General features: G+C 68.3%; 18 protein-coding genes. 8 read left to right on the top strand and 10 right to left on the bottom strand.

The window, feature by feature from the left end:
* Window positions 1–2 precede the first annotated feature (2 nt).
* The 5 genes from CHC05_RS27215 to CHC05_RS27195 all read right to left on the bottom strand — a co-directional run bounded on the left by CHC05_RS27215 (window position 3) and on the right by CHC05_RS27195 (window position 6,857).
* Complete coding sequence (locus CHC05_RS27215; RefSeq protein ID WP_245871244.1) at window positions 3–1,307, bottom strand: ABC transporter substrate-binding protein; 1,305 nt, start codon at window positions 1,305–1,307, stop codon at window positions 3–5.
* A gap of 14 nt (window positions 1,308–1,321) precedes the next feature.
* Entirely contained in the window at window positions 1,322–2,527 is a 1,206-nt protein-coding gene (locus tag CHC05_RS27210) for a sulfotransferase family protein (RefSeq protein ID WP_089253407.1), read from the bottom strand.
* A 767-nt stretch (window positions 2,528–3,294) separates the two neighbouring features.
* On the bottom strand, window positions 3,295–3,810 hold the full coding sequence (locus CHC05_RS27205) for an HPP family protein (RefSeq protein WP_144022793.1): 516 nt from the start codon (window positions 3,808–3,810) through the stop codon (window positions 3,295–3,297).
* The gene (locus CHC05_RS27200; RefSeq protein ID WP_179266398.1) at window positions 3,803–5,491 is read right to left on the bottom strand and encodes an MFS transporter; all 1,689 of its coding nucleotides are present in this window, start codon (window positions 5,489–5,491) and stop codon (window positions 3,803–3,805) included. Before CHC05_RS27200 ends, CHC05_RS27205 begins: the two co-directional genes overlap by 8 nt.
* 532 nt (window positions 5,492–6,023) lie before the next feature.
* The gene (locus CHC05_RS27195) at window positions 6,024–6,857 is read right to left on the bottom strand and encodes a metallophosphoesterase family protein (RefSeq protein WP_089253404.1); all 834 of its coding nucleotides are present in this window, start codon (window positions 6,855–6,857) and stop codon (window positions 6,024–6,026) included.
* Window positions 6,858–7,514: 657 nt separating this feature from the next.
* Between CHC05_RS27195 and CHC05_RS42730 the strand changes: the two genes are divergently transcribed.
* The 4 genes from CHC05_RS42730 to CHC05_RS27180 all read left to right on the top strand — a co-directional run bounded on the left by CHC05_RS42730 (window position 7,515) and on the right by CHC05_RS27180 (window position 10,045).
* Window positions 7,515–7,808 carry a molybdopterin-binding protein gene (locus tag CHC05_RS42730; protein WP_245871243.1) on the top strand — a complete coding sequence of 98 codons (294 nt, stop codon included), beginning with the start codon at window positions 7,515–7,517 and terminating at the stop codon, window positions 7,806–7,808.
* 468 nt (window positions 7,809–8,276) lie between these two features.
* The gene (locus tag CHC05_RS42725; protein WP_245871242.1) at window positions 8,277–8,624 is read left to right on the top strand and encodes a phage integrase N-terminal SAM-like domain-containing protein; all 348 of its coding nucleotides are present in this window, start codon (window positions 8,277–8,279) and stop codon (window positions 8,622–8,624) included.
* 42 nt (window positions 8,625–8,666) lie between these two features.
* A complete protein-coding gene (locus CHC05_RS42720) occupies window positions 8,667–8,999 on the top strand; it encodes a hypothetical protein (protein ID WP_245871241.1) in 333 nt (110 codons plus the stop codon).
* 365 nt (window positions 9,000–9,364) lie between these two features.
* Window positions 9,365–10,045: a phosphoribosyltransferase gene (locus CHC05_RS27180; RefSeq protein ID WP_089253403.1), complete on the top strand. Its 681-nt coding sequence runs from the start codon at window positions 9,365–9,367 to the stop codon at window positions 10,043–10,045.
* Between the two features lie 60 nt (window positions 10,046–10,105).
* Here CHC05_RS27180 and CHC05_RS27175 read toward each other — a convergent pair whose 3' ends face one another.
* Together CHC05_RS27175 and CHC05_RS27170 are read right to left on the bottom strand one after the other, a co-directional pair.
* Window positions 10,106–10,795 carry a CBS domain-containing protein gene (locus CHC05_RS27175; RefSeq protein ID WP_245871240.1) on the bottom strand — a complete coding sequence of 230 codons (690 nt, stop codon included), beginning with the start codon at window positions 10,793–10,795 and terminating at the stop codon, window positions 10,106–10,108.
* Window positions 10,796–10,991: 196 nt separating this feature from the next.
* Entirely contained in the window at window positions 10,992–11,432 is a 441-nt protein-coding gene (locus tag CHC05_RS27170; protein WP_089253401.1) for an Hsp20/alpha crystallin family protein, read from the bottom strand.
* Between the two features lie 422 nt (window positions 11,433–11,854).
* Between CHC05_RS27170 and CHC05_RS27165 the strand changes: the two genes are divergently transcribed.
* Complete coding sequence (locus CHC05_RS27165) at window positions 11,855–12,856, top strand: magnesium transporter (protein ID WP_245871239.1); 1,002 nt, start codon at window positions 11,855–11,857, stop codon at window positions 12,854–12,856.
* Between the two features lie 25 nt (window positions 12,857–12,881).
* Here the strand turns inward: CHC05_RS27165 and CHC05_RS27160 are convergent, their stop codons facing one another.
* Together CHC05_RS27160 and CHC05_RS27155 are read right to left on the bottom strand one after the other, a co-directional pair.
* Window positions 12,882–13,076 (bottom strand): DUF1918 domain-containing protein, encoded by a 195-nt coding sequence (locus CHC05_RS27160; RefSeq protein WP_089253399.1) that lies wholly within the window; start codon window positions 13,074–13,076, stop codon window positions 12,882–12,884.
* A gap of 154 nt (window positions 13,077–13,230) precedes the next feature.
* Window positions 13,231–14,217 carry an Acg family FMN-binding oxidoreductase gene (locus CHC05_RS27155; protein ID WP_089253398.1) on the bottom strand — a complete coding sequence of 329 codons (987 nt, stop codon included), beginning with the start codon at window positions 14,215–14,217 and terminating at the stop codon, window positions 13,231–13,233.
* 106 nt (window positions 14,218–14,323) lie between these two features.
* Between CHC05_RS27155 and CHC05_RS27150 the strand changes: the two genes are divergently transcribed.
* A complete protein-coding gene (locus tag CHC05_RS27150; RefSeq protein WP_089253397.1) occupies window positions 14,324–16,036 on the top strand; it encodes a SulP family inorganic anion transporter in 1,713 nt (570 codons plus the stop codon).
* 113 nt (window positions 16,037–16,149) lie between these two features.
* Here CHC05_RS27150 and CHC05_RS27145 read toward each other — a convergent pair whose 3' ends face one another.
* Window positions 16,150–17,145, bottom strand: coding sequence for an Acg family FMN-binding oxidoreductase (locus tag CHC05_RS27145; protein WP_089253442.1), 996 nt, complete (start codon window positions 17,143–17,145; stop codon window positions 16,150–16,152).
* Between the two features lie 162 nt (window positions 17,146–17,307).
* Here CHC05_RS27145 and CHC05_RS27140 point away from each other — a divergent pair, with 162 nt between their 5' ends.
* Together CHC05_RS27140 and CHC05_RS43135 are read left to right on the top strand one after the other, a co-directional pair.
* Complete coding sequence (locus tag CHC05_RS27140) at window positions 17,308–18,174, top strand: universal stress protein (protein WP_089253396.1); 867 nt, start codon at window positions 17,308–17,310, stop codon at window positions 18,172–18,174.
* The gene (locus tag CHC05_RS43135) at window positions 18,171–18,296 is read left to right on the top strand and encodes a hypothetical protein (RefSeq protein WP_281257731.1); all 126 of its coding nucleotides are present in this window, start codon (window positions 18,171–18,173) and stop codon (window positions 18,294–18,296) included. Before CHC05_RS27140 ends, CHC05_RS43135 begins: the two co-directional genes overlap by 4 nt.
* Window positions 18,297–18,304 lie beyond the last annotated feature (8 nt).

Below are 18,304 nucleotides of genomic sequence, written 5' to 3'. Positions count from 1 at the left end.
CGCTAAGCCGATTCGACGGTCACGTTCGGCGGCAGGTACTTACTGTCGGCCAGCGACGGCGGGTGGATGATCGCCGCCTCGTCGAACGTCTGGTTCGGCGTCTGGTATTGCATGATGACCAGCTCGGGTGGGTTGTGGTGCTGGCCGCGTTCGAAACGTAGGGGTCCGCGCCAGGTATCGAACTCCGCTTCCTCCAAGGCGTCGAGCAGAGCCGCACGCGAGTAGGTGCCGGCGTGGTCGAGCGCTTGCCCGATGATCGTCACGTCGGTGAAGGCGCTCAGGCAGGTGTCTGGCGGCGCGAACCCGTACCGCTCAGTGAACCGCTCGGTGAACCAGCGGCCGATCGCCGTCATTTCGGGCCAGGACGGGCGGAACTTCGTCGCCGGCCACATCACGCCGTTGCCCGGCTCACCGGCCATCCGCCAGTAGTCGAGCGAACGCATCGGAAATCCGAAGGTCACCATCATGGCGACGCCCGGGAGCAACCCGACCTCGATCGCCTGCTGGAGGATGTGGTAGCTGTTGCCGACCGGGCCGCCTCCGGCGATGACGTTGAGTCCGCCATTGATGAAGACGTCGGGCTGCCATTCCTTGATCCGCCGCAGGTCGTCACGCCAGTCGACGACGACCTCCTGCTCGAAGTCGATGCGCAGGAACTCCAGGCCGCGTGCCTCACCTTCTTGCTGGAGCGTGTTGGCCATGGTCTGCCCGAACACGGTGTCCGCGGCGAGGATCGCGACACGGCGTGCGCCGGTCCCCTTGAGGCAGTCCATCATCAGCGGTGCGCGGTCGGCGATGGAGAAGTAGGTGCGGAAGATGCTCCGGCGTCCCCGGGTGACGGTGCTGTGGCCGTTCTCGACGAACATTGGCAACCCGACGGCCTCGCACAAGTTGGCGACGGGATCGGTCGTGCGTAGGTGCCATTGGCCCAGCGCGGCGATGACGTCGTCGACGAAGGCGAGTTTCGCCATCTGCGCAACGGCCGATTTGGCGAAGCCGTCCTCGGTCGCGGTGGCCATGTCGTTGTAGGCGATGAGTCGCACGTTGCGGCCGCCGAGCACGCCGCCGTGTTCGCGGAGGTATTCGGCCCCCAGCCGGGCGCCGCGCGAGACCAGCACGCCGGCCATCGCGTCGCCCGGTCGACTCATGGGCGACACGATGCCGATCTTGATCGGGTCGTCGCCCGCGTGCTCGTTGACCGCGTCGACCTCGACCCGGACGAGACTCAGCGGGTCCGGGGCGGTGTTCGTGGGTGGGTTGGCCGCGTTTCGCTGTGCGGGAACCGTCGGGTTGGCCGGCTGCGTCATGGCGTCTCCTCGTATCAGGGTGATAGCACTCGGCGACTGGCGAGATCGAGGCTCACGCGATAGTCGGCGAACATCGCTTCGAGCCGGGCGGGCCGCAGTCCGAAGTCCTGCAGGCGGTACGTATGTTCGCTTTGCTTGCGTAGGTGGCCGCTGCGCAATGCGGCCTGTATCCGACCCTCGATCTCCGCCGACAGTGGTAGCCGCAGAAATCGGCATACCCGGCGGACGGCGGCGATCGGATCGGCGATGAGGTCGCGGTACCGCAGGTCCAAGGTGGGTAGGCCGCCGTTGGCGGTAGGCCCGAGGTCGGCGAGCCGGGCGACCCCGGACCGGGCCCGGTCGATCCAGAAATCGCCGATGGCAAGCGGATCCACGGCGTCGGACCTGGCCGCCCGCACCGCGCGCGTCAGACTGCAGGCTGACGCGATCGCCTCGACGGGGTCGCGATGGAGCCGGACGACTCGCGCATGCGGGTAGACGCGTCGTAGCGCGCCACCGTGCCACAGGTGGAACGGGCATTTCAGGACGACCTGCTCGCCTGGAACCCGCCACAGAATGGCCCGTAGTTGCTCGAGATGAAACTGATACGCCGGCTCCCGGTCCTGGGACCCCAGCCAGTCCATATAGGACGGAATATGGAAGCGCAGCGCGTAGATCTCGGAGAGGAACGCGTTGCCGAGCAACCGGTGGCACTCCTCGGGTTCTGTCGCCGACAGCGGGTGGATGGCCGCAAAGGTCGGCGCGGCGCGATGATAGTCCCGGACGTAGCCGTCGGCTGCGCCGACGAGCTCGTCGGGCGCTGAGGCCGCAGACGGCGCGAGGAGCTCCCAGAGCCGCGGAGCACGCACCTGCGGGTGCCGGGACAGCAGCCACTGCAGCAATGTGGTTCCGCTGCGATGGAGGCCCGTGATGAACAAGGGGCGGCCGACGGGCTGACGCCGCACCTGCGGGCGCCCGCTCTGCAGCCGGTGCAGATCTGCCTGCGTCACCAATGCGTTCACCAGCGATCGCTGCGCCGAGACGCGCCCAGAGGGCGTCAGCGCGGCTTCCTTCTCCAACGCTTCGCAGAGCCGGACCAGTCCCGGCAGGAATCTCGACGTCGCCGGCAGGACGCCACCGCGGGTCGCGGCCAGTTCCGCCAGCCGCGTCGGGTCAAGTGCGGGTTCACCGGCAGCGGCGGCCAAGGGCTTGTCAGAAAAGCCCGAGAACGCTTTCGTCATGTGGTTGACCTCCGCTGTCGGCGCATCAGGCGGCTGAAGCACGGCCGGATCGTCGGTCTACACGGTTGGCCACGCGGCAGGGGCTGCTGATGGCGAGGCGTCCGTTGCGCTGGCGCGGTCGGTGACCCAAGCGCCCTGCGCCGGTTGGACCCATGCCTCCGCGCGGCGCGGGATCGGTGGGCCAACTGGCCGGGTGGCCTAGAAGCACTGTGCGCGTGTGAGCCATCGCCGATCAGCCCGGTGGTGCCTTCGGGTGCCGTCTTCGCGGCATGGGACCTGGGTGTCGTTGATCCGCCGAGCGCGCGTGCGGTCTTGCGCCGCGACCGGATTTCGCAACGGTATACAACTTGGCCCGGCTTCCGACTGAGCGCTGGCGGACCTGTCGAATCGACTCGGCGGCGGGGGTGTCGGCCATTGAATTCCGCATTTCCTACCGCTTGGCGGGACAAATGACGGGGCCGAGTTTGATCTCTATCTTGGGAGGTCAGCGCGACGCGATTACGCACCAGCGGCTCCTTCCCCCCGACACAAGGTGCCTGCACTACGCACGGCCCAACAGAGCTGATCGCCCCAGGACCAGACGCGAGCATAACCGAGAAAACCGCCATCGGGAAAGAGGCGGGATTGATGTCCATGATCTGTCCATCGGGGTGGACAAAGTCCCTGGTCGATTTGCTATCTCGCGAGCGACGCGACAGATCGGACATTGCCGCGCAGTGCAGACCAGCTACCACGATCCGACGAAACCTGGTCGTCACGCGCGCGGTTCACCACAATGGATAAGATGCCCGTTTACTCAGTTTGTGAAAGACGAACGCGACGCAGATCAGCGTTACGCAGCCGAGCAACACCGGCACAACCACGAACAGCCAGGCCGGCGACGAAAGAATTACCACAATCGGATCGCCGCCGGCGGGTGGATGAAATGTGCGGGTCAGCTTCATCAGTCCCATCGCGACGCCGACAGCGATCGCCGCGACCCAAGCCCGGTCCCCCAGCCATTCAAGTGCGGCCAGTCCCGTCGCGGTGCAGATCAGGTGTCCGCCGAGAACATTACGAGGACGGGCGAACGGCGTTTCCGGGGCGCCGAAAATCATCATGCACGTCGACCCGAACGGTGCGATCAGCAGCGGGTTGGAAAACACCACACCGAGCGCCACGATCGCGGCGATGCCAAGTGTCCCGCCAACGGTAGCGATTCCAGCGTCGAGCAGAGCCTCCCGGAAGCGACCACGAAGGCCACCGAACAGTTCTGCCCGACGGGCGGTCGTCGATTTACCCAACGGCCGCTGATCTCACATTCAATTCCTCAGCCGTGATGCTCTCAAGCTGTTTGTGGCGCGTTTCCGGACCGTAGATCATCAGAACGATCAACGCTAAGGCCATGGGGATGACCCCCAACGCGGCGGTGATCCGCACAGACGGCGCGGCGATCGCGACCACGACGGTAGCCAGAATCAGGACGCCGCCGAGCTTGGTGGCACCGGCGGACAGGCCGCTCCCTCGTGCCCTGACGACCGTCGGATAGACCTCTGCGGAGTACGCGGCGAGGACCGAGTTCAGGATGCTCACACCCCAGACCGGAACAACCAGCAGGACGTAGAGCAGGGTTCGATTGTTGACGACGTTGTCACCCAGCGTCGCGAACGCGGCCAGCGCCGCCCCCATGAGTGCCGTCACCATGATCACGGTCTTCTTGCTGCTCCAGAACCCGTACAGCAACGCGATGGGCACGCTGAGCGGGAATCCGATCAGTGCGGCGTTGCGGAGAAGCTCGCTCGAGGCAACCTCAGAGAAACCGAGTTTCTGCAGGTTGGAGGGCATCCACTGCTGGAAGCCGTATTGGGTCATGCCGATACTGAGCGCGAGCAGGACAAGGGCGGCGGACAGGCCGATGAACGGGCCGGTGAACAGCTGGCGGAAGTTTCCGTGCAGGTTCTTCTCCACCACCAGCTCGGACTCCGTGTCCTCGATGATCACGGCTCCGTAGCGGCGCATGACGGCGCGGGCTTCCTCTTCACGGCCCTGCTGGAGCAGGAACCGCGGCGATTCGGGGATCCACCGGTTGAGGACCAGGAGGATGAGTCCCGTGGGAAGGCCGATAAGCCAGAGCATTCGCCAGCCGAACTGGTCGGGCGAGGCCAGCGTCGCGGAGAGCCAGCTCACGATGATGTAGGCGCCCGCGATGTCGGCACCGATGAGCACCATCATCCAACCCCGGTGGCGCTTGGGCACCGCTTCGGACATGAGGGCGAACGTGATCGGCAGCATGCCGCCGACGCCCAGGCCCATGGCGAAGCACGTGATCAAATTCATCCAGTATTCCGGCATGGTGCCACAGGTGGAGGTCGCGATGAATATGACGCCAGCCAGAAGAATGGAGGCCCTGCGACCGATCCTGTCTCCGAGATATCCCCAGATGAACGAGCCGATCATCGTGCCGGTGATGCCGGAAAGTGGGTAGAGACCGATCGGCAGCGCGTCGGAACCCGGATTGAGGGGACTCTTGAGCCCGTATTCCATTGCCGCGCCCGGTGCCAGGAAGGCGAAGCTGACCGGCTTCATGACATCGATCGTGATCGCAGCCGCGAGAACGAGCAGGAGGGCGATGTGTGCGGGACGGATGGGGGCGTCATCGAGGGCGCCGACGCGAACCTTGGACATCTTCGCGGTGCCGGGGACCTGTTTCGGATACAGGCCCCAAGCGGTCAACCCGACACCGATAAACAACATCACCATGCCGATCGCCATTTCGGTGGTGACCGGCATGCCGGCAAGATGGTAATGCTCCATTCCGGCCATGAAGTACATCGGCAGCTGGAGGATGACACCGACGGTAGTAATGGTGATGCCCAGCCAGAAAGCGAACGGATGCTCAAACGACGCACCGCTCGAGCTCCGCCGGTTCCACCTTTGCCAGACCGATGATGCTTCACCAACCTCGCCAGAGTCTGAACTGGGCACAGTTTGCTCCCCCATTGTCAGGTCGAGGACACCATGCGTTCGCATGCCGCGCTGCACCGCACGACAAGGCAGTGGATTCGTTGGCCGGGACTACATGGAGTACGACCGACCCGCAGATAGACGGACTGCAGCAGACAGCTCCCGCACCCCCGAACGAAGAAGCCTCGGCGTGGCTGTACTAGCCACGCGATTGATTGGTGACTGTATTGGACTGATCGCGCACGGTCAACAGCGGCTCGTCCAGCACTCAACAGGTTGACTGTCGCCTATCCCACATAGATATTGATCATTTCGCATGATCGATACCTACCGATCGGCTGCTAGAGCTGGGTCTCGGTAGGTTCGTCGACCTCCGGGGGCCACCCCTTCTGCGCCGCGTCGGCCGCCCGGTGTTTGCGGGGGCCACCCCGTACCGTCGGCGGTTTTGGCCGGTTGTCGCTTTACGTGTCGTCCGACGGATGGCGAAAGAAGCACCGCGACCGTGCCGCGCACCCGACCGACCAGGCGACTTCCATACTTTGTATACACCCAGCTATTCCGGTGGAGGAAGTATCGCCTTTGCGGCAGGGCTGCCCCCGTGACGCCGTCGCCATTCGTACGGATAGCCCACCGACACCTCCTCGAAGGGAACGCCGTCGTAGCGGGTGCTTCGTGGAATGTGGAGGTGGCCATACACCACCGCACACGCGCCGAAACGCAGGTGCCAGTCGGAGGTACGGTCGGTCCCACACCAGATCGCGAACTCCGGATGGCGGAGAGCCAGGGTCGGCTGCCGCACGAGCGGAAAGTGGTTGACAAGCAGCGTCGGGATGGACGGATCGCACCTGGAGAGACGTTGCTCGGTCAGCCTCAGCCGCTCCGCGCACCATTCCTGCCGCGTCGCGTGCGGATCCGGGTGCAGGAAGACTTCGTCGGTGCAGACCACGCCGGCCGCATAGGCCCGGGCGATCGCGGAAGCGGCATCAGGGCAGCCCGCTGGTCGGAACGTGTAGTCGTAGAGGAGGAAGAGGGGCGCGACCGTGACAGGCCCGTCGCTTCCTCGCCATACCGCGTAGGGGTCCTCGGGTGTACGGACACCGAGCTGCCGGGCCACGCTCACCAGGTGCTCGTATCGCTCAACGCCGCGTAGTTGCACCGGGTCGTCCGGCAACGTCCACAGTTCGTGGTTGCCGGGCGCCCAGATAACAGTGCCAAAGTTCCGCCGCAAGGTAGCGAACGTCCACGCCACGTCAGAGGCGTAGTCGCCGACATCGCCGGCGACAAGCAGCCAATCTTCGGGGTGGCGCGGCCGGAGCTCTTCGACGATCGTCCGGTTGTCACGGAATCCCACGTGGAGGTCGCTGATCGCATACACGCCTGGTCGCATGACGCTCCGTCAGATGCCGGAAACCCTGTCGGTCTTCACGATAGAGGCGCCTGGGTCGATCTCCGCCACGCTTTCCCACCGCGACACTCGGAGACGGATGCCCCCCGCGACACCCAGCAGCAGGCCGTGTTGGCCGAGGCGTTCGACGCTGCGTTCTGTGCGAGGTACGTCGTCTCCGGCTGTCGGTCGCGGACCGGCCGACGCCGCGGTCTCGTCCGGTGTGATCCGCTCGACCGCGGCGCGGTAGGCGGGAACTTCGGCGAGCTCAGCCGGGCCGTCCTCACGGAGGCCCCAGCCGGGGTACCCTCCGGTCCCGCGATCACGCTTCCTCCCCCTGGGTGCGCTTTTGCCGGCCAGCCCGCGGCTCCGACTGCCGCCGCCGCCGGCTCCAGTCGAACGAGGTCGATGAAGTCGGCGAACCGGTAGCCCTTGCTGTCGGTGTCCGTGCTTCAGCAGCGACCGCTCGCCGTAAGCCAGCGGACCTAGTCGCCCGAACCGTTCTTCACCGCCTCCGTGGAGTCGTGGTCCGGCGTCGGTGAGGCGGGCGGCGATCATGAGAAGCGCCCTCGTCGCTGGTAAGTGTTCAAGACGAGCTCCGGCATCGACCGGCCAGACTCGTTCACCTGTGTCCGTGCGAGGCGCGTCGTCGTTGCCGGTGTGGCGTGCGCACAAGGCAACGCAATTCTCGCGCTCGAGGTCCAGGTCGACGACGACCCGCGGCAGGCGGCGGTCGTGCGCCCAGAACCGAATCTCGACACCCGGGTCCAGTGGATCTACCCGTGGCAGGCGACACTCGGAACCCACACCCTGCGCGTCCGCGCCGTCGACCGCACGGCACCGGCCGATGTGAGGGTGGCGCTGATGCACGACGGCAGCGAGTTCGTCGGCGTCTACCGGGCCGGCGTCGCGCTCCAGCGGGACACCGCTACACCCTGTCGGGGTGGACCGTGACGGTCCGCTCGGCCTACCTCGCCGACCTTCCGCTCGGCTCAGCGCAACTCGACTTCGCGTTCCGCGACCATCTGGACGATGTACACGCCACCTCCCGCAACGGCGACTCAGTCTCCTGCACCTTCACCGGCACCGGCGTCGACTGGATCACCGCGGCCCCACCCGACCAAGGGCTGGTCGACATCTTCGTCGACGGTAAACCCCGCCGGACGCGTAGGTGGTCAAGGTGTCGCGACTCCTTTACTCGGCAGGTATACGCTTCACCCGACCTGGGCATACGTTGCCGAGTATGCCGCTCCCCCAGCCAGGAGCTGGGGGTCAAGGGGTCGTGGGTTCGAATCCCGCCGTCCCGACAGCGTGAGGGTTTCCGCAGGTCAGCGACTTGCGGGAGCCCTCTTTTCATAGCTCTGCATCGATGTCAGGTCTAGCACGCCGCTGCCAGACCCCTTGACTCGGAGTTAAACGACCATGCCGACCATCGACATCCGTAAGATCACCGCCGGTCTGTCCCCCACCTGGTCCGGCTACCTGCGCGACTGGGACCGCACCCTGCGCGCCGCCAACCACCCGGAGACCACCCGCTACAGCTACCTGCTCGCCGCCGCTCAGCTCGGCCGCTACCTCGCGACCGAGTGCGACGAGTTCGACGCCGCGGAGGCGGCCGACGACCCGTGTCTGGTCGGCCGCGGCCACATCGAGGGCTTCCAGGCGTGGATGGTCGACATCCGCTCGGCGTCAATCGCGCTGAACAAGCACAAGTGCCTGCAGCAGTTCTTCAAGTGGCTCACCCTCGACGAGGAGGCGATCCGCCGCTAGCCGATGGAAAGGGTCCGCCAACCGAAGAGGCCCGAGAAGCTGGTGCCGGTCATCACCGCCGAGCAGACCCGCACCCTGCTGGGCGCCTGCGCCAGCCGGTCATTCATGGACCTGCGCGACCAGGCGATCATCCGGCTGTTCTACAACACCGGCGGGCCACCGCGCTTCGGCGGACGTGTGTCGTTGGTCGTCGTGTTCGTCGATGACGATCGTGACCGTCGATGTCTTCGTGTGTGTCATGGCGATCCCCTCGTGCTCTCATCGCCCAGCGTGCGACCGCTGACCCAGGCCACCGGCAGAGGCCAGGGTCCCGCTCGTGACGGGACCACCTGCCGGCGCGCCGGGGCTGGGCGAGGAGTCGAACCTCGCATGTAGGCGCGGGGACGTGCCCTCGGACCGCCCCACCCTGCTCGGGCAGTTGCCGTGTGTCTACCAGCCCATGTTCATCTCTGAGCATGGTCTGCCACGGCGGCCTCCACCAGGGTCGACGTGCCCGACCCGGCGTGGTCCGACGGCCACGTGGCGAACGGGCCGGCCGGCAGGCCAAACGGGACCGAGGTCCCCGCCGCACTCCGCTCCCGCGCAGGACCCTCGGGAGGCGCACGCACGCGAATGTCCACGTGGGAACCGGGGACCGGATCGGGGCCGCGGGACCACGGTTCCGGGACCAAAGTCCCTGCCGAGGCCGGGGTGCTCCGGCGTTCGATGGAGCTGTCCGGACGACACGGAGGTGACGACAGATGGCTTTCAGGGATCGGGCTGACGCCGGCCGCCGCCTCGCCAACCGCTTGGACCACCTGCGCGGTTGCGATGCGGTCGTGCTCGGAGTGACCCGCGGTGGCGTTCCAGTGGCGCTGGAGGTGGCCCGTGCGCTGGACCTGCCGTTGGACGTCGTTGTCGTCGAGCGGATTCAGGATCCATTCGTCTCCGCCGTCACGCTCGGCGCCGTGGCCGAAGGCGGCATTTCGGTGTTCGATGACTCAGCGCTCAGCAGCGCCTGGATCTCGGAGGGCGCGTTCGGCGCGCTCGTTGCAGGACTCGTAGCCGAGGTCGAACGACGCGCGCGTGCAGTGCGGGCCGGTCGGGCATCGCTGATGCTCGCGCGGCGCACAGCACTGCTCGTCGACGACGGCGTCGCCACCGGTGCCACGGCGCTCGCCGCGGTACGCACGGTCCGAGCCCGCGGCGCGCAACGTGTCGTGCTCGCCGTTCCGGTAGCTGAGGCCGACGCCATGGCGAGCCTGGACGACGAGGTCGACGAGACCGTATGTGTCGACCGTCAGCCGTGGGTGCCCAGCATCGGCCGCCTGTACCGGGAGTATCCGCCGACGACCTACGAAGAGGTCGCCGAGATCCTGCACAGGGCCGGCATCCGCTCGCCGTATCGCGGCCCACGGTCCGCGTCCGATCGAGCCGCCTGAGCCGGGCCAACGAGGGTGCGGCGGCAAGAGGCCGCCGCACCCTTTCGCGGGCCCTGCCGGTCAGTTTGTGGACGGCCGCATGAGGCGCTCGGGCGTGCCGAACGGGTAGCCGGCGGCACGGACCACACGTGAGTCGTCCTGATCCCAGGCCAACCGGTCGATCACCTCGACGACGCCGGCGACCTTGGACACGAGGCTGGCCACCAGGCCGGCCAGGCTGCGGCTCTCGAGGCGGCCCGCCAGCGACACAACTCCGTCGACGACATCCACCTCGACCGCGGCCGGGTCGATCCAGAGCGTGCGCAGCAGGACGTGGTCGACGATCTCGGAACGGACGTCGGCGTCCGTCCTGGTGTGGATCCACAGCAGGTCCCGGCGCGACACGATGCCGACGAGGCGACGCTGCACGTCCACCACCGGCATCCGCTTGATGCGTTCGGACTCCAGCCGCCGGGCCGCCGCGGCGATCGAGGCATCGGGCGCGATGACGACGGCCGGCGCGGTCATCAGATCGGCGGCGACGGCACCGACCGTCAGCGCGTGACTACGGCGCCTGCCGGCGAAGTGGCGCCGGTGCGCCTCGTCGCCGACCGCTTCCACCTTGTGCAGCAGGTCTGCCTCCGACACCACTCCGACGACGTGGCCGCGAGCGTCGACGACAGGCGCCGCGCTGACGCCACTGTCCACCAGGACGTTGACCACCTCGCGGTACGAGGCGTCGGGCGCGACCGACACGACGTCGTGTGTCATGACATCCTGAACGGTCCACTGTCTCATCTCTGATCCTTTCTCCGCTCCCCTCCACCTGCAGGATCGCGCGAAGTACCAAGCGCGGGCAGCGGCGTTGTGCCCGTCTCACAGGGTCGAAGGTCGGCTCCTCGGCCGGGGCCGGCACACGTGCAGCGGCGCCCGACCCGTGGGGTCGGGCGCCGTACGCTGACGCGGGTCAGCTCTTCTTGATGGCCGCCGGCTTGCCGTTGCCCACGATGACCGGGATCTCGCGGGTCTTCGGGACGACCTCGCCCACCGCGACCCGCACCTCGAGGATGCCGGCCTCGTAGGTCGCCGTGACCTTGTCCCCGCGCGCTCCTCCGGGCAGCGGGATGTGCCGGAACAGCGAGCCGTAGTGGAACTCGGAATGCACGACCTTGCCGTCCTCGGTCCGGTGCTCCTCCTTGCGTTCCACCTTGATGACGAGTCCGCCGTCCGTCACCGTGACGTGGATGTCGTTCTTCGGGTCTACGCCGGGCAGCTCCGCTCGGACCACGTAGTCCTGGGTGTCCAGGAACTCCTCGATGCGGATGGACGGTCCTCCCAGCGGTAGCCAGGCGAACGTGGGCCACTCCGTCGGGAACAGGCCGCGCGTCCGCAACGTCACGCTACTCATCCTGACCCCTCCTTTCATCGATACTCCTTGTCTATTCGACCACCTCCATCCATCGTGGAGGCAGGGACGAAGGTCATCCTGCCGTCGCCGAAGTGCCCGAGCTCGTGCTCGCTCCGGTGTCAGATAACAGCAGTTGGGCACCGTCGGTCCTCTCGATGAAGTCGGCCGCGCTGGGTTTCCACGCCTTCTCCTAGGGCGGTGTTGGCGAGCACCAGCCCGGGGTAGCCATGTCGAGGTTTGCCTTGGAACAGATGATGGCGAGCTTGCGCCCGGCAGTCGTCTCATCGCATCCCTCCGCAGTCGACGTTAGGAAGCCGCCGAACCCGACGCTCCAGGGCCGAAGGTCCTCCGCAGCGAGCCTGTGGACCCCTTTCACCATCCAGACACCGGGACCACACTGGATGGAGGGCCAGGAGGCTGTGGTGACCGACAAGACCATCCCCGCGCCCGCGCTGCCCGGATCCGCGAACGGCAACCCGGGCACAGCCGCGGCGCACGCGACCGCGAACGTGCCGATCGTCCGGCCCGACGAGTCGGTGGACGCCGTGCTGCGCGGTCTTCGGGGCCGGCACTTCAGCAGCGCCTCCGTCGTCGCGGTGTGCGTCGACGGCGAGCTCCGCGGACTGGCAACCATCGAACGAATACTCGCGGCTCCGCACGCGGCGACCATGGACGCGGTCATGGACCCGGAACCACCCGTCGTGGGGCCGGGCACCGATCAAGAATCCGCCGCGTGGCGGGCGGTGCGGCACGGCGAGCCCGGCCTTGCCGTGGTGGACGCCGACGGACGGCTCGTCGGGCTGGTCCCACCACAGCGCCTGCTGGAGGTCCTACTGGAGGAACACGACGAAGACCTGGCCCGCATGGGCGGCTTCATGCGGGACGCGGCGGCCGCCCGCTCGGCGACGGTGGAGACGGTCCGACGGCGCCTGTGGCATCGCCTGCCCTGGCTCGCGGTCGGACTGGTCGGCGCCATGCTCTCGGCTGTGCTGATGGGCGCTTTCGAGGCTGAGCTGAGCGCGAACCTCGTCGTCGCGTACTTCATCCCGGGCATCGTCTACCTGGCCGACGCGGTCGGCACGCAGACCGAGGCCGTAGCCATTCGGGGACTGTCGGTCGGCGTCGGCATCCGCCGCCTGGTGGCGCCCGAGACCCTCACCGGCCTCATGGTCGGCGCGATGCTCGGCGGACTGATGTTCGCGGTGATCGTCGGTGTCTGGCAGGACCCTGGCCTGGCCGCGGCCGTCGCCATCGCGACCCTGGCGGCGAGCTCCAGCGCGGTGCTCGTCGCGCTCGCCCTGCCGTGGCTCCTCCATCGGCTCGGTCACGATCCCGCCTTCGGCTCGGGACCGCTCGCGACGGTGGTGCAGGACCTGCTCACGATCGTCGTCTACTTCGCCGCCGTGACCGTCCTCGTCCGGTGACGAGCACGGAGGACCCGCGGACCGGTCAGCTTCCGGTTGGTTGCTCGATCCGCGAGTCGGGACCGGGAAAGACCAGCGCTTCGTGGCCGTCGTCCAGCCAGCGCACGACGTACGGCGGCGTCCCGTCCTCGTGTCTCAACGCGATGACGACGCCGTAGCGACGGTGGTCACCGACGTGGGTGGCTTCGAGGATCAGGCGGTCACCGACCTTGGCCTTCATCGCCTTGTCCCTTCCGTTGTGAGCGTCTTCGTGTTTCGAGCCTCGTCCGGCCAGATGGGAGCCGGTACCGGCATTGGTCACCTCTCGTCGGGACCACTGGACGCGACGACAACCGACGTGACAGCTGTTGCGGGCGGGACCACGAAGGCCCCGGCTAGGGCAGCAGGACCTCTTCCAGCGGCCGGCGCGGCGTCGGGCGTGCCCGGGTCGCCGGGTATCCGACTCGGAGCACCGTCTGAAGGACCAGGCCGTTCGCCCAGTCGGCCAGCAGCAACCGCAACCGTGGCACCTCGACGACCTGGCTGAGCGGTGTGGCCGCCAGGCCTCGGGCGGTCGCGCTGAGCAGGACCCGCTCGAGGGCCATCCCCGCCCTCGTCCAGTCGGCGGGGGCATCGCCGCCGGTGAGGACCAGCAGCGTCGTCGGCTCCCGTTCGAACGGCACTGTGGCGGTCGGGGCACCGTTCCCGAGCCCGAAGTCGCGGAGCGGGATGGCCCTGTTCGTGTCGCAAGGGCTGAACGCGTCGCGCGGAACGCCGTCACGACGGCCGGCCCCACCGGAAGTCGTCCACGCGGCCAGCTCCGCCCGGTAGCCGGGGTCGGAACGCAGGATGTTGTCCGCCGTCCGCGCGAGGGCCCACACCGCCGACCGCCGAGCGGCGTCGGCGACGATCACCGTGGCACGCTCACGGTCACCAGCCACCGCGAGGTCGGCCAGTACGGTCGCGGGGACCGGTCGGTCGCGATAGGGCCGCCGGTTGGTGTGCCGGCGGTCGATGGCGCCGGCGAGGGCCGTCACTTCCGGCGTGGGAGCCTGCGCGCGGCCCACCGTGACCCGGGCGACGACCTCTGGCCGACCGGGGTCGGGCAACACCGCTACGCGGGGCTGTCGGCCATGTGCCCGAATGGCCACGCGCAGGTTGAACAGGGCGGCGCCGACGCTGACGTACAACTCCCGACCATCCGGATCGACGGTCACGAGGCTTCGCGCCATATCGGCGATCACCTCCACGGTGGAACCCCGAGCCCGGAACAGCCATGGCTGGGTGTTGTGGATCGAGGGAGCCGCGGTCGCCGCGGCCAGGCATTCCCGCAGCGCCGGCCCCGGCAGACCGTCCGCGCTGAACCAGAGGTGCTCGTTCATGGCGCCAGCGTGATCCAGGCGACAGCTGCCCCACCAGCGCCGCCCGACCCGCATTGTGCGCCGAAGGTTCCGACGCCCGGGTAGGGTCACCGGCCACAATGTCGGGATGGCCCACCGTCCGACGCTCCGATCACTTTTTCCTGGCGTCGTCACGCTGAGCGGATACCAGCGCCGATGGCTGCGGGGAGACGTGGTCGCGGGGGTGACCGTCGCCGCGTATCTGGTTCCGCAGGTACTGGCGTACGCGACCGTCGCGGGGCTTCCCCCGGTCGCGGGTTTGTGGGCGATCCTGCCCGCGCTGGCGGCCTACGCCATCTTCGGGAGCTCGCGGGTGTTGTCCATCGGCCCCGAGTCGACGACAGCGCTCATGACCGCGGTGGTCGTCGGGCCGCTCGCGGCCGGCGACCCGGGCCGCTATGCGAGCCTCGCGGCCGCGCTGGCGCTGATGGTCGGCGGGCTGTGCCTGATCGCGCGGCTGGTCCGACTCGGGTTCGTGGCCGACCTGCTCTCCCGCCCGATCCTCGTCGGCTATCTGGCCGGTGTGGCGCTCATCATGATCGTCGGACAACTGGGCAAGCTGACCGGTGTACCCGTCAGCGGCCAGTCGTTCTTCACGCAGCTCGCCTCCTTCGTGACGCACCTGTCGGACGCGCACGGCGCCACTGTCGCCTTCGCGGCCGTCGTACTGGTGTTCCTGTTCGGCGCTCAGCGTCTCCTGCCCCTCGCTCCGGCTCCGCTTCTGGCAGTGCTGCTGGCCACAGCGGCGGTCGCCCTGTTCGGCCTGGAGCGCCACGGGATCCAGGTCATCGGGGCGATCCCGTCAGGGTTGCCCTCTCCGGCGTTCCCGGAGTTGGACCAGTTGGCGAGCCTCGTGCTCCCGGCGGCGGGTGTCCTGCTGGTCGGCTACACCGACAACATCCTGACCGCACGGTCGTTCGCGGGCCGGGACAGCACGACCGACCGCCACGACGTCGACGCCAACCAGGAGTTCGTCGCGCTCGGGGTCGCCAACGTGGGATCGGGCCTGTTGCAAGGGTTTCCGATCAGCAGCAGCGGCAGCCGCACCGCGTTGGCCAGCGCCGTCGGTGCGCGCAGCCAGCTGTACTCCCTGGTGGCGCTCGTACTGGTGATCGCGACCTTGTTATTCCTCGGCCCGCTGCTGGTCCACTTCCCCACCGCCGCGCTCGGCGCGATCGTCGTGTACGCCGCCGTGCGGCTCATCGACCTGGCCGGCTTCCGCCGGCTCGCCAGGTTCCGGCGCAGTGAGCTGCTGCTCGCGCTCGGCGCTTTCGCCGGCGTGCTCGCGTTCGACATCCTCTACGGTGTCCTGTTCGCCGTCGGGTTGTCGGTCGCCGAGATGCTCCTTCGCGTCGCCCGCCCACACGACGCCGTGCAAGGACTGGTGCCGGGGCTGCCCGGCATGCACGACGTGGACGACTTTCCACAGGCACACACCGTGCCGGGTCTGGTGATCTACCGGTACGACTCACCGCTGTTCTTCGCCAACGCCGAGGATTTCCACCGTCGTGCCCTGGCCGCCGTCGACCAGCAACGCGAGCGGGTCGCCTGGTTCGTGCTCAACACCGAGGCCAACGTGGAAGTCGACATCACCGCGCTGGACGCCGTGGAGCGCCTCCGCCGCGACCTCGAGGAGCGCGGCATCGTCTTCGCCCTCGCCCGAGTCAAGCAGGACCTGCTCGACGACCTGCAGGCCTTCGGGCTGGCCGCGGCGGTCGGAGCGGACCGCATCTTCCCGACGCTGCCGACCGCCGTCAACGCGTACGAACACTGGCGGGCCGAACGCGGACGATCCGCATAATCCGGAGCTGGTTCGCCGTGGGTGAGCCGTCGTCATCGACGAGCACCTGGATCGGCATGGCTGCCCCCTCGATGTCGGGCGGTGGAGAACCCGCGTCGCCCAGGCTCGACGTCTCAGACGTCTGCGCTGACGGCTGACAGGTCGACGGTCTGGCTGGCCGGCATGCGCGCGGTGTGGGGCGGTCCCGCGTGCGCCGGGTCCGCCATACCCAACCGCATGACGATGTACGGCTGGCCGATCCCGGCGAGGATCGCGCGCAGGGTCTCCCGGGTGGCGGTCACCTCGATAACGCCGCTGAGCGGCACCACGGACACACCCAGCCTCACCGCGACCAGCCAGACCGCGGCCAGTGCGGCGCCCGCCCGCAACCAGGAACGGGGCTCGTCCTCGTCGCCGTAGAGCAGTGCGTACCGCGCCTGACGGTCATGGCCAGAGCCGATCGGCAGCGTGCCCGGCATTCCGAAGTCCCGTCCCGGAACGGTCGTCTGCTGTGGGCGCTCCGGCAGCACATCCCGCGGCAGGCCGGTGCCGTCCCGCGCGGATCTGCTGGTCCAGTAGGCGAGCTCCGCCCGAATCCGGGGATCGTCCGCCTCGATCTCGGCGGCGCGGTGCGCCGCGCCGGCGAGGTCGATGACCTGGTCGTTGGTGAGCATGTGCAGCCGGGCCAGACCGTCAGCGGCACGCGTCAGCGCTTCCGGAACGCCAGCGGGAATCGGCTCGTCGGACACCGGACGGCGGTCGGTGTGCCGCGTGCGCATCGCCTGCACCATCCGCATCGTCTCGGGCGCGGGCGCGACCCGGTCGGACACGACGAGCTCGGCGAGCAAGTCCGGCGTCGTCGGGTCGGGCAGGTAAATGACCCTCGTGTTCCAGCCGACCGCCGCGAGCGCCAGGCGCGCGTGCTGCAAAGCGGCGCCGCAACTGATATCCAGCATCCGGCCGTCGGGATCGGTCGCGGTGAGCTGCCGGGTCCGGTCCGCGAACAGGGCGAGCCGATCGGGTAATACCTGCCAGCGCCACGGCTGCGTGTTGTGGATCGACGGCGCGTAGCCGGCCGCGTTGGCGGCCTCGGCGAGCGCTACCGCGGTGGGGTTTTCGATACGCGACATCATCCTGTCCTCTCCTAGCTGCGCCGATTTCCAGGCAACCCCATCAACGCGACACCGGGCAAGGCCGACCGGCACGCATACCGGGGGCCGGTTGGCCCTGCCGGGTCTCCACGCAACGCGCTTCGCTTGACCTGTAGCCACGAGATGTCAGGAGGCACCGTCATGGACGCCCGCCCGATCGTTGTCGGATACGACGGCTCGCCCGACGCACGGGCCGCCCTGAGCTGGGCGCTCGACGAGGGCGCCCGCGCGTCCGCACCCGTCAAGCTGGTGTACGCGTTCGCCTGGTACATCGGTCCGACGCTGTTCGCGCCCGGCCCGAGCGCCTGGCCGGACGACGAGGCCCACGCCGACGCCCGGGCAACGCTGGCCTATGCCGTCGAGGACGCCCGATCGTCGCACCCCGAGGTCGCGGTGACCGCCGAGGTCATGGACGGACCCGCCCAGGTTTGCCTCCGGGACGTTTCGGCCAACGCCGCACTGGTCGTGGTCGGTGGTCGCGGCAAGGGAGGTTTCGCGGAGTTGTTGATCGGCTCGACCGCCTTGTCCGTCTCCACCCACGCCCACTGCCCGGTCATCGTGGTGCGGGCCGGGGTGAGCCAGGCCGAGGGAGACGTCGTGGTCGGTTTCGACGGTTCGCCGTGCTCGGTGCTCGCCCTCGCGTTCGGCTTCGAGAAGGCCGCGGCCACGCGGTCTCCGTTGCGCGTCATCCGGACCTGGTCCCCGCCGCCGACCCGGTACTACCTCGAGATCGCCGCACAGCAGCTCAAGGACGACCTCGACCACCAGGTCGCCACCTGGAACCAGAAGTACCCGCAGGTGTCCGTGTCGACGGACGTGCTCATCGGAAGCGCCGCGGGACATCTCGTCGCGGCCAGTGCCGGTGCCAGGCTGGTGGTGGTCGGCTCCCGCGGCCGGGGCGCCTTCAGCGGCACGTTCCTCGGATCGGTCGGCCAAGAGCTGATCCACCATGCGCACTGCCCGGTAGCGGTCGTGCGTGAGGTCGCGGTGGCCGCCGCGGTGCGGTGAAGCCGGGGACGGGCGAGACGGTCGACGACCGGGAGATCCTCGTCGGTGACCGTGGTGACGACGAGGCGGTCGATGCCGGTGGGATCGGCGGCATCACCGACGCGCGGCGGTGTGGCCTCTAGGCTGTGTT

The organism is Asanoa hainanensis, from assembly GCF_900188485.1.
In the GTDB taxonomy this organism is placed as follows: domain Bacteria; phylum Actinomycetota; class Actinomycetes; order Mycobacteriales; family Micromonosporaceae; genus Asanoa; species Asanoa hainanensis.
The sequence above is the reverse complement of the archived record's forward strand: the minus strand, read 5'-3'. Positions and strand labels throughout refer to the sequence as shown.

Excerpts from the sequence above, each read along its gene's own strand:
- CHC05_RS27215 (WP_245871244.1), bottom strand. The coding sequence starts at position 1,307 with ATGACGCAGCCGGCCAACCCGACGGTTCCCGCACAGCGAAACGCGGCC.
- CHC05_RS27180 (WP_089253403.1), top strand. The coding sequence starts at position 9,365 with ATGGCTTTCAGGGATCGGGCTGACGCCGGCCGCCGCCTCGCCAACCGC.
- CHC05_RS27195 (WP_089253404.1), bottom strand. The coding sequence starts at position 6,857 with ATGCGACCAGGCGTGTATGCGATCAGCGACCTCCACGTGGGATTCCGT.
- CHC05_RS27175 (WP_245871240.1), bottom strand. The coding sequence starts at position 10,795 with ATGACACACGACGTCGTGTCGGTCGCGCCCGACGCCTCGTACCGCGAG.
- CHC05_RS27150 (WP_089253397.1), top strand. The coding sequence starts at position 14,324 with ATGGCCCACCGTCCGACGCTCCGATCACTTTTTCCTGGCGTCGTCACG.
- CHC05_RS27155 (WP_089253398.1), bottom strand. The coding sequence starts at position 14,217 with ATGAACGAGCACCTCTGGTTCAGCGCGGACGGTCTGCCGGGGCCGGCG.
- CHC05_RS27145 (WP_089253442.1), bottom strand. The coding sequence starts at position 17,145 with ATGTCGCGTATCGAAAACCCCACCGCGGTAGCGCTCGCCGAGGCCGCC.
- CHC05_RS27170 (WP_089253401.1), bottom strand. The coding sequence starts at position 11,432 with ATGAGTAGCGTGACGTTGCGGACGCGCGGCCTGTTCCCGACGGAGTGG.
- CHC05_RS27210 (WP_089253407.1), bottom strand. The coding sequence starts at position 2,527 with ATGACGAAAGCGTTCTCGGGCTTTTCTGACAAGCCCTTGGCCGCCGCT.
- CHC05_RS42725 (WP_245871242.1), top strand. The coding sequence starts at position 8,277 with ATGCCGACCATCGACATCCGTAAGATCACCGCCGGTCTGTCCCCCACC.
- CHC05_RS27160 (WP_089253399.1), bottom strand. The coding sequence starts at position 13,076 with ATGAAGGCCAAGGTCGGTGACCGCCTGATCCTCGAAGCCACCCACGTC.
- CHC05_RS27140 (WP_089253396.1), top strand. The coding sequence starts at position 17,308 with ATGGACGCCCGCCCGATCGTTGTCGGATACGACGGCTCGCCCGACGCA.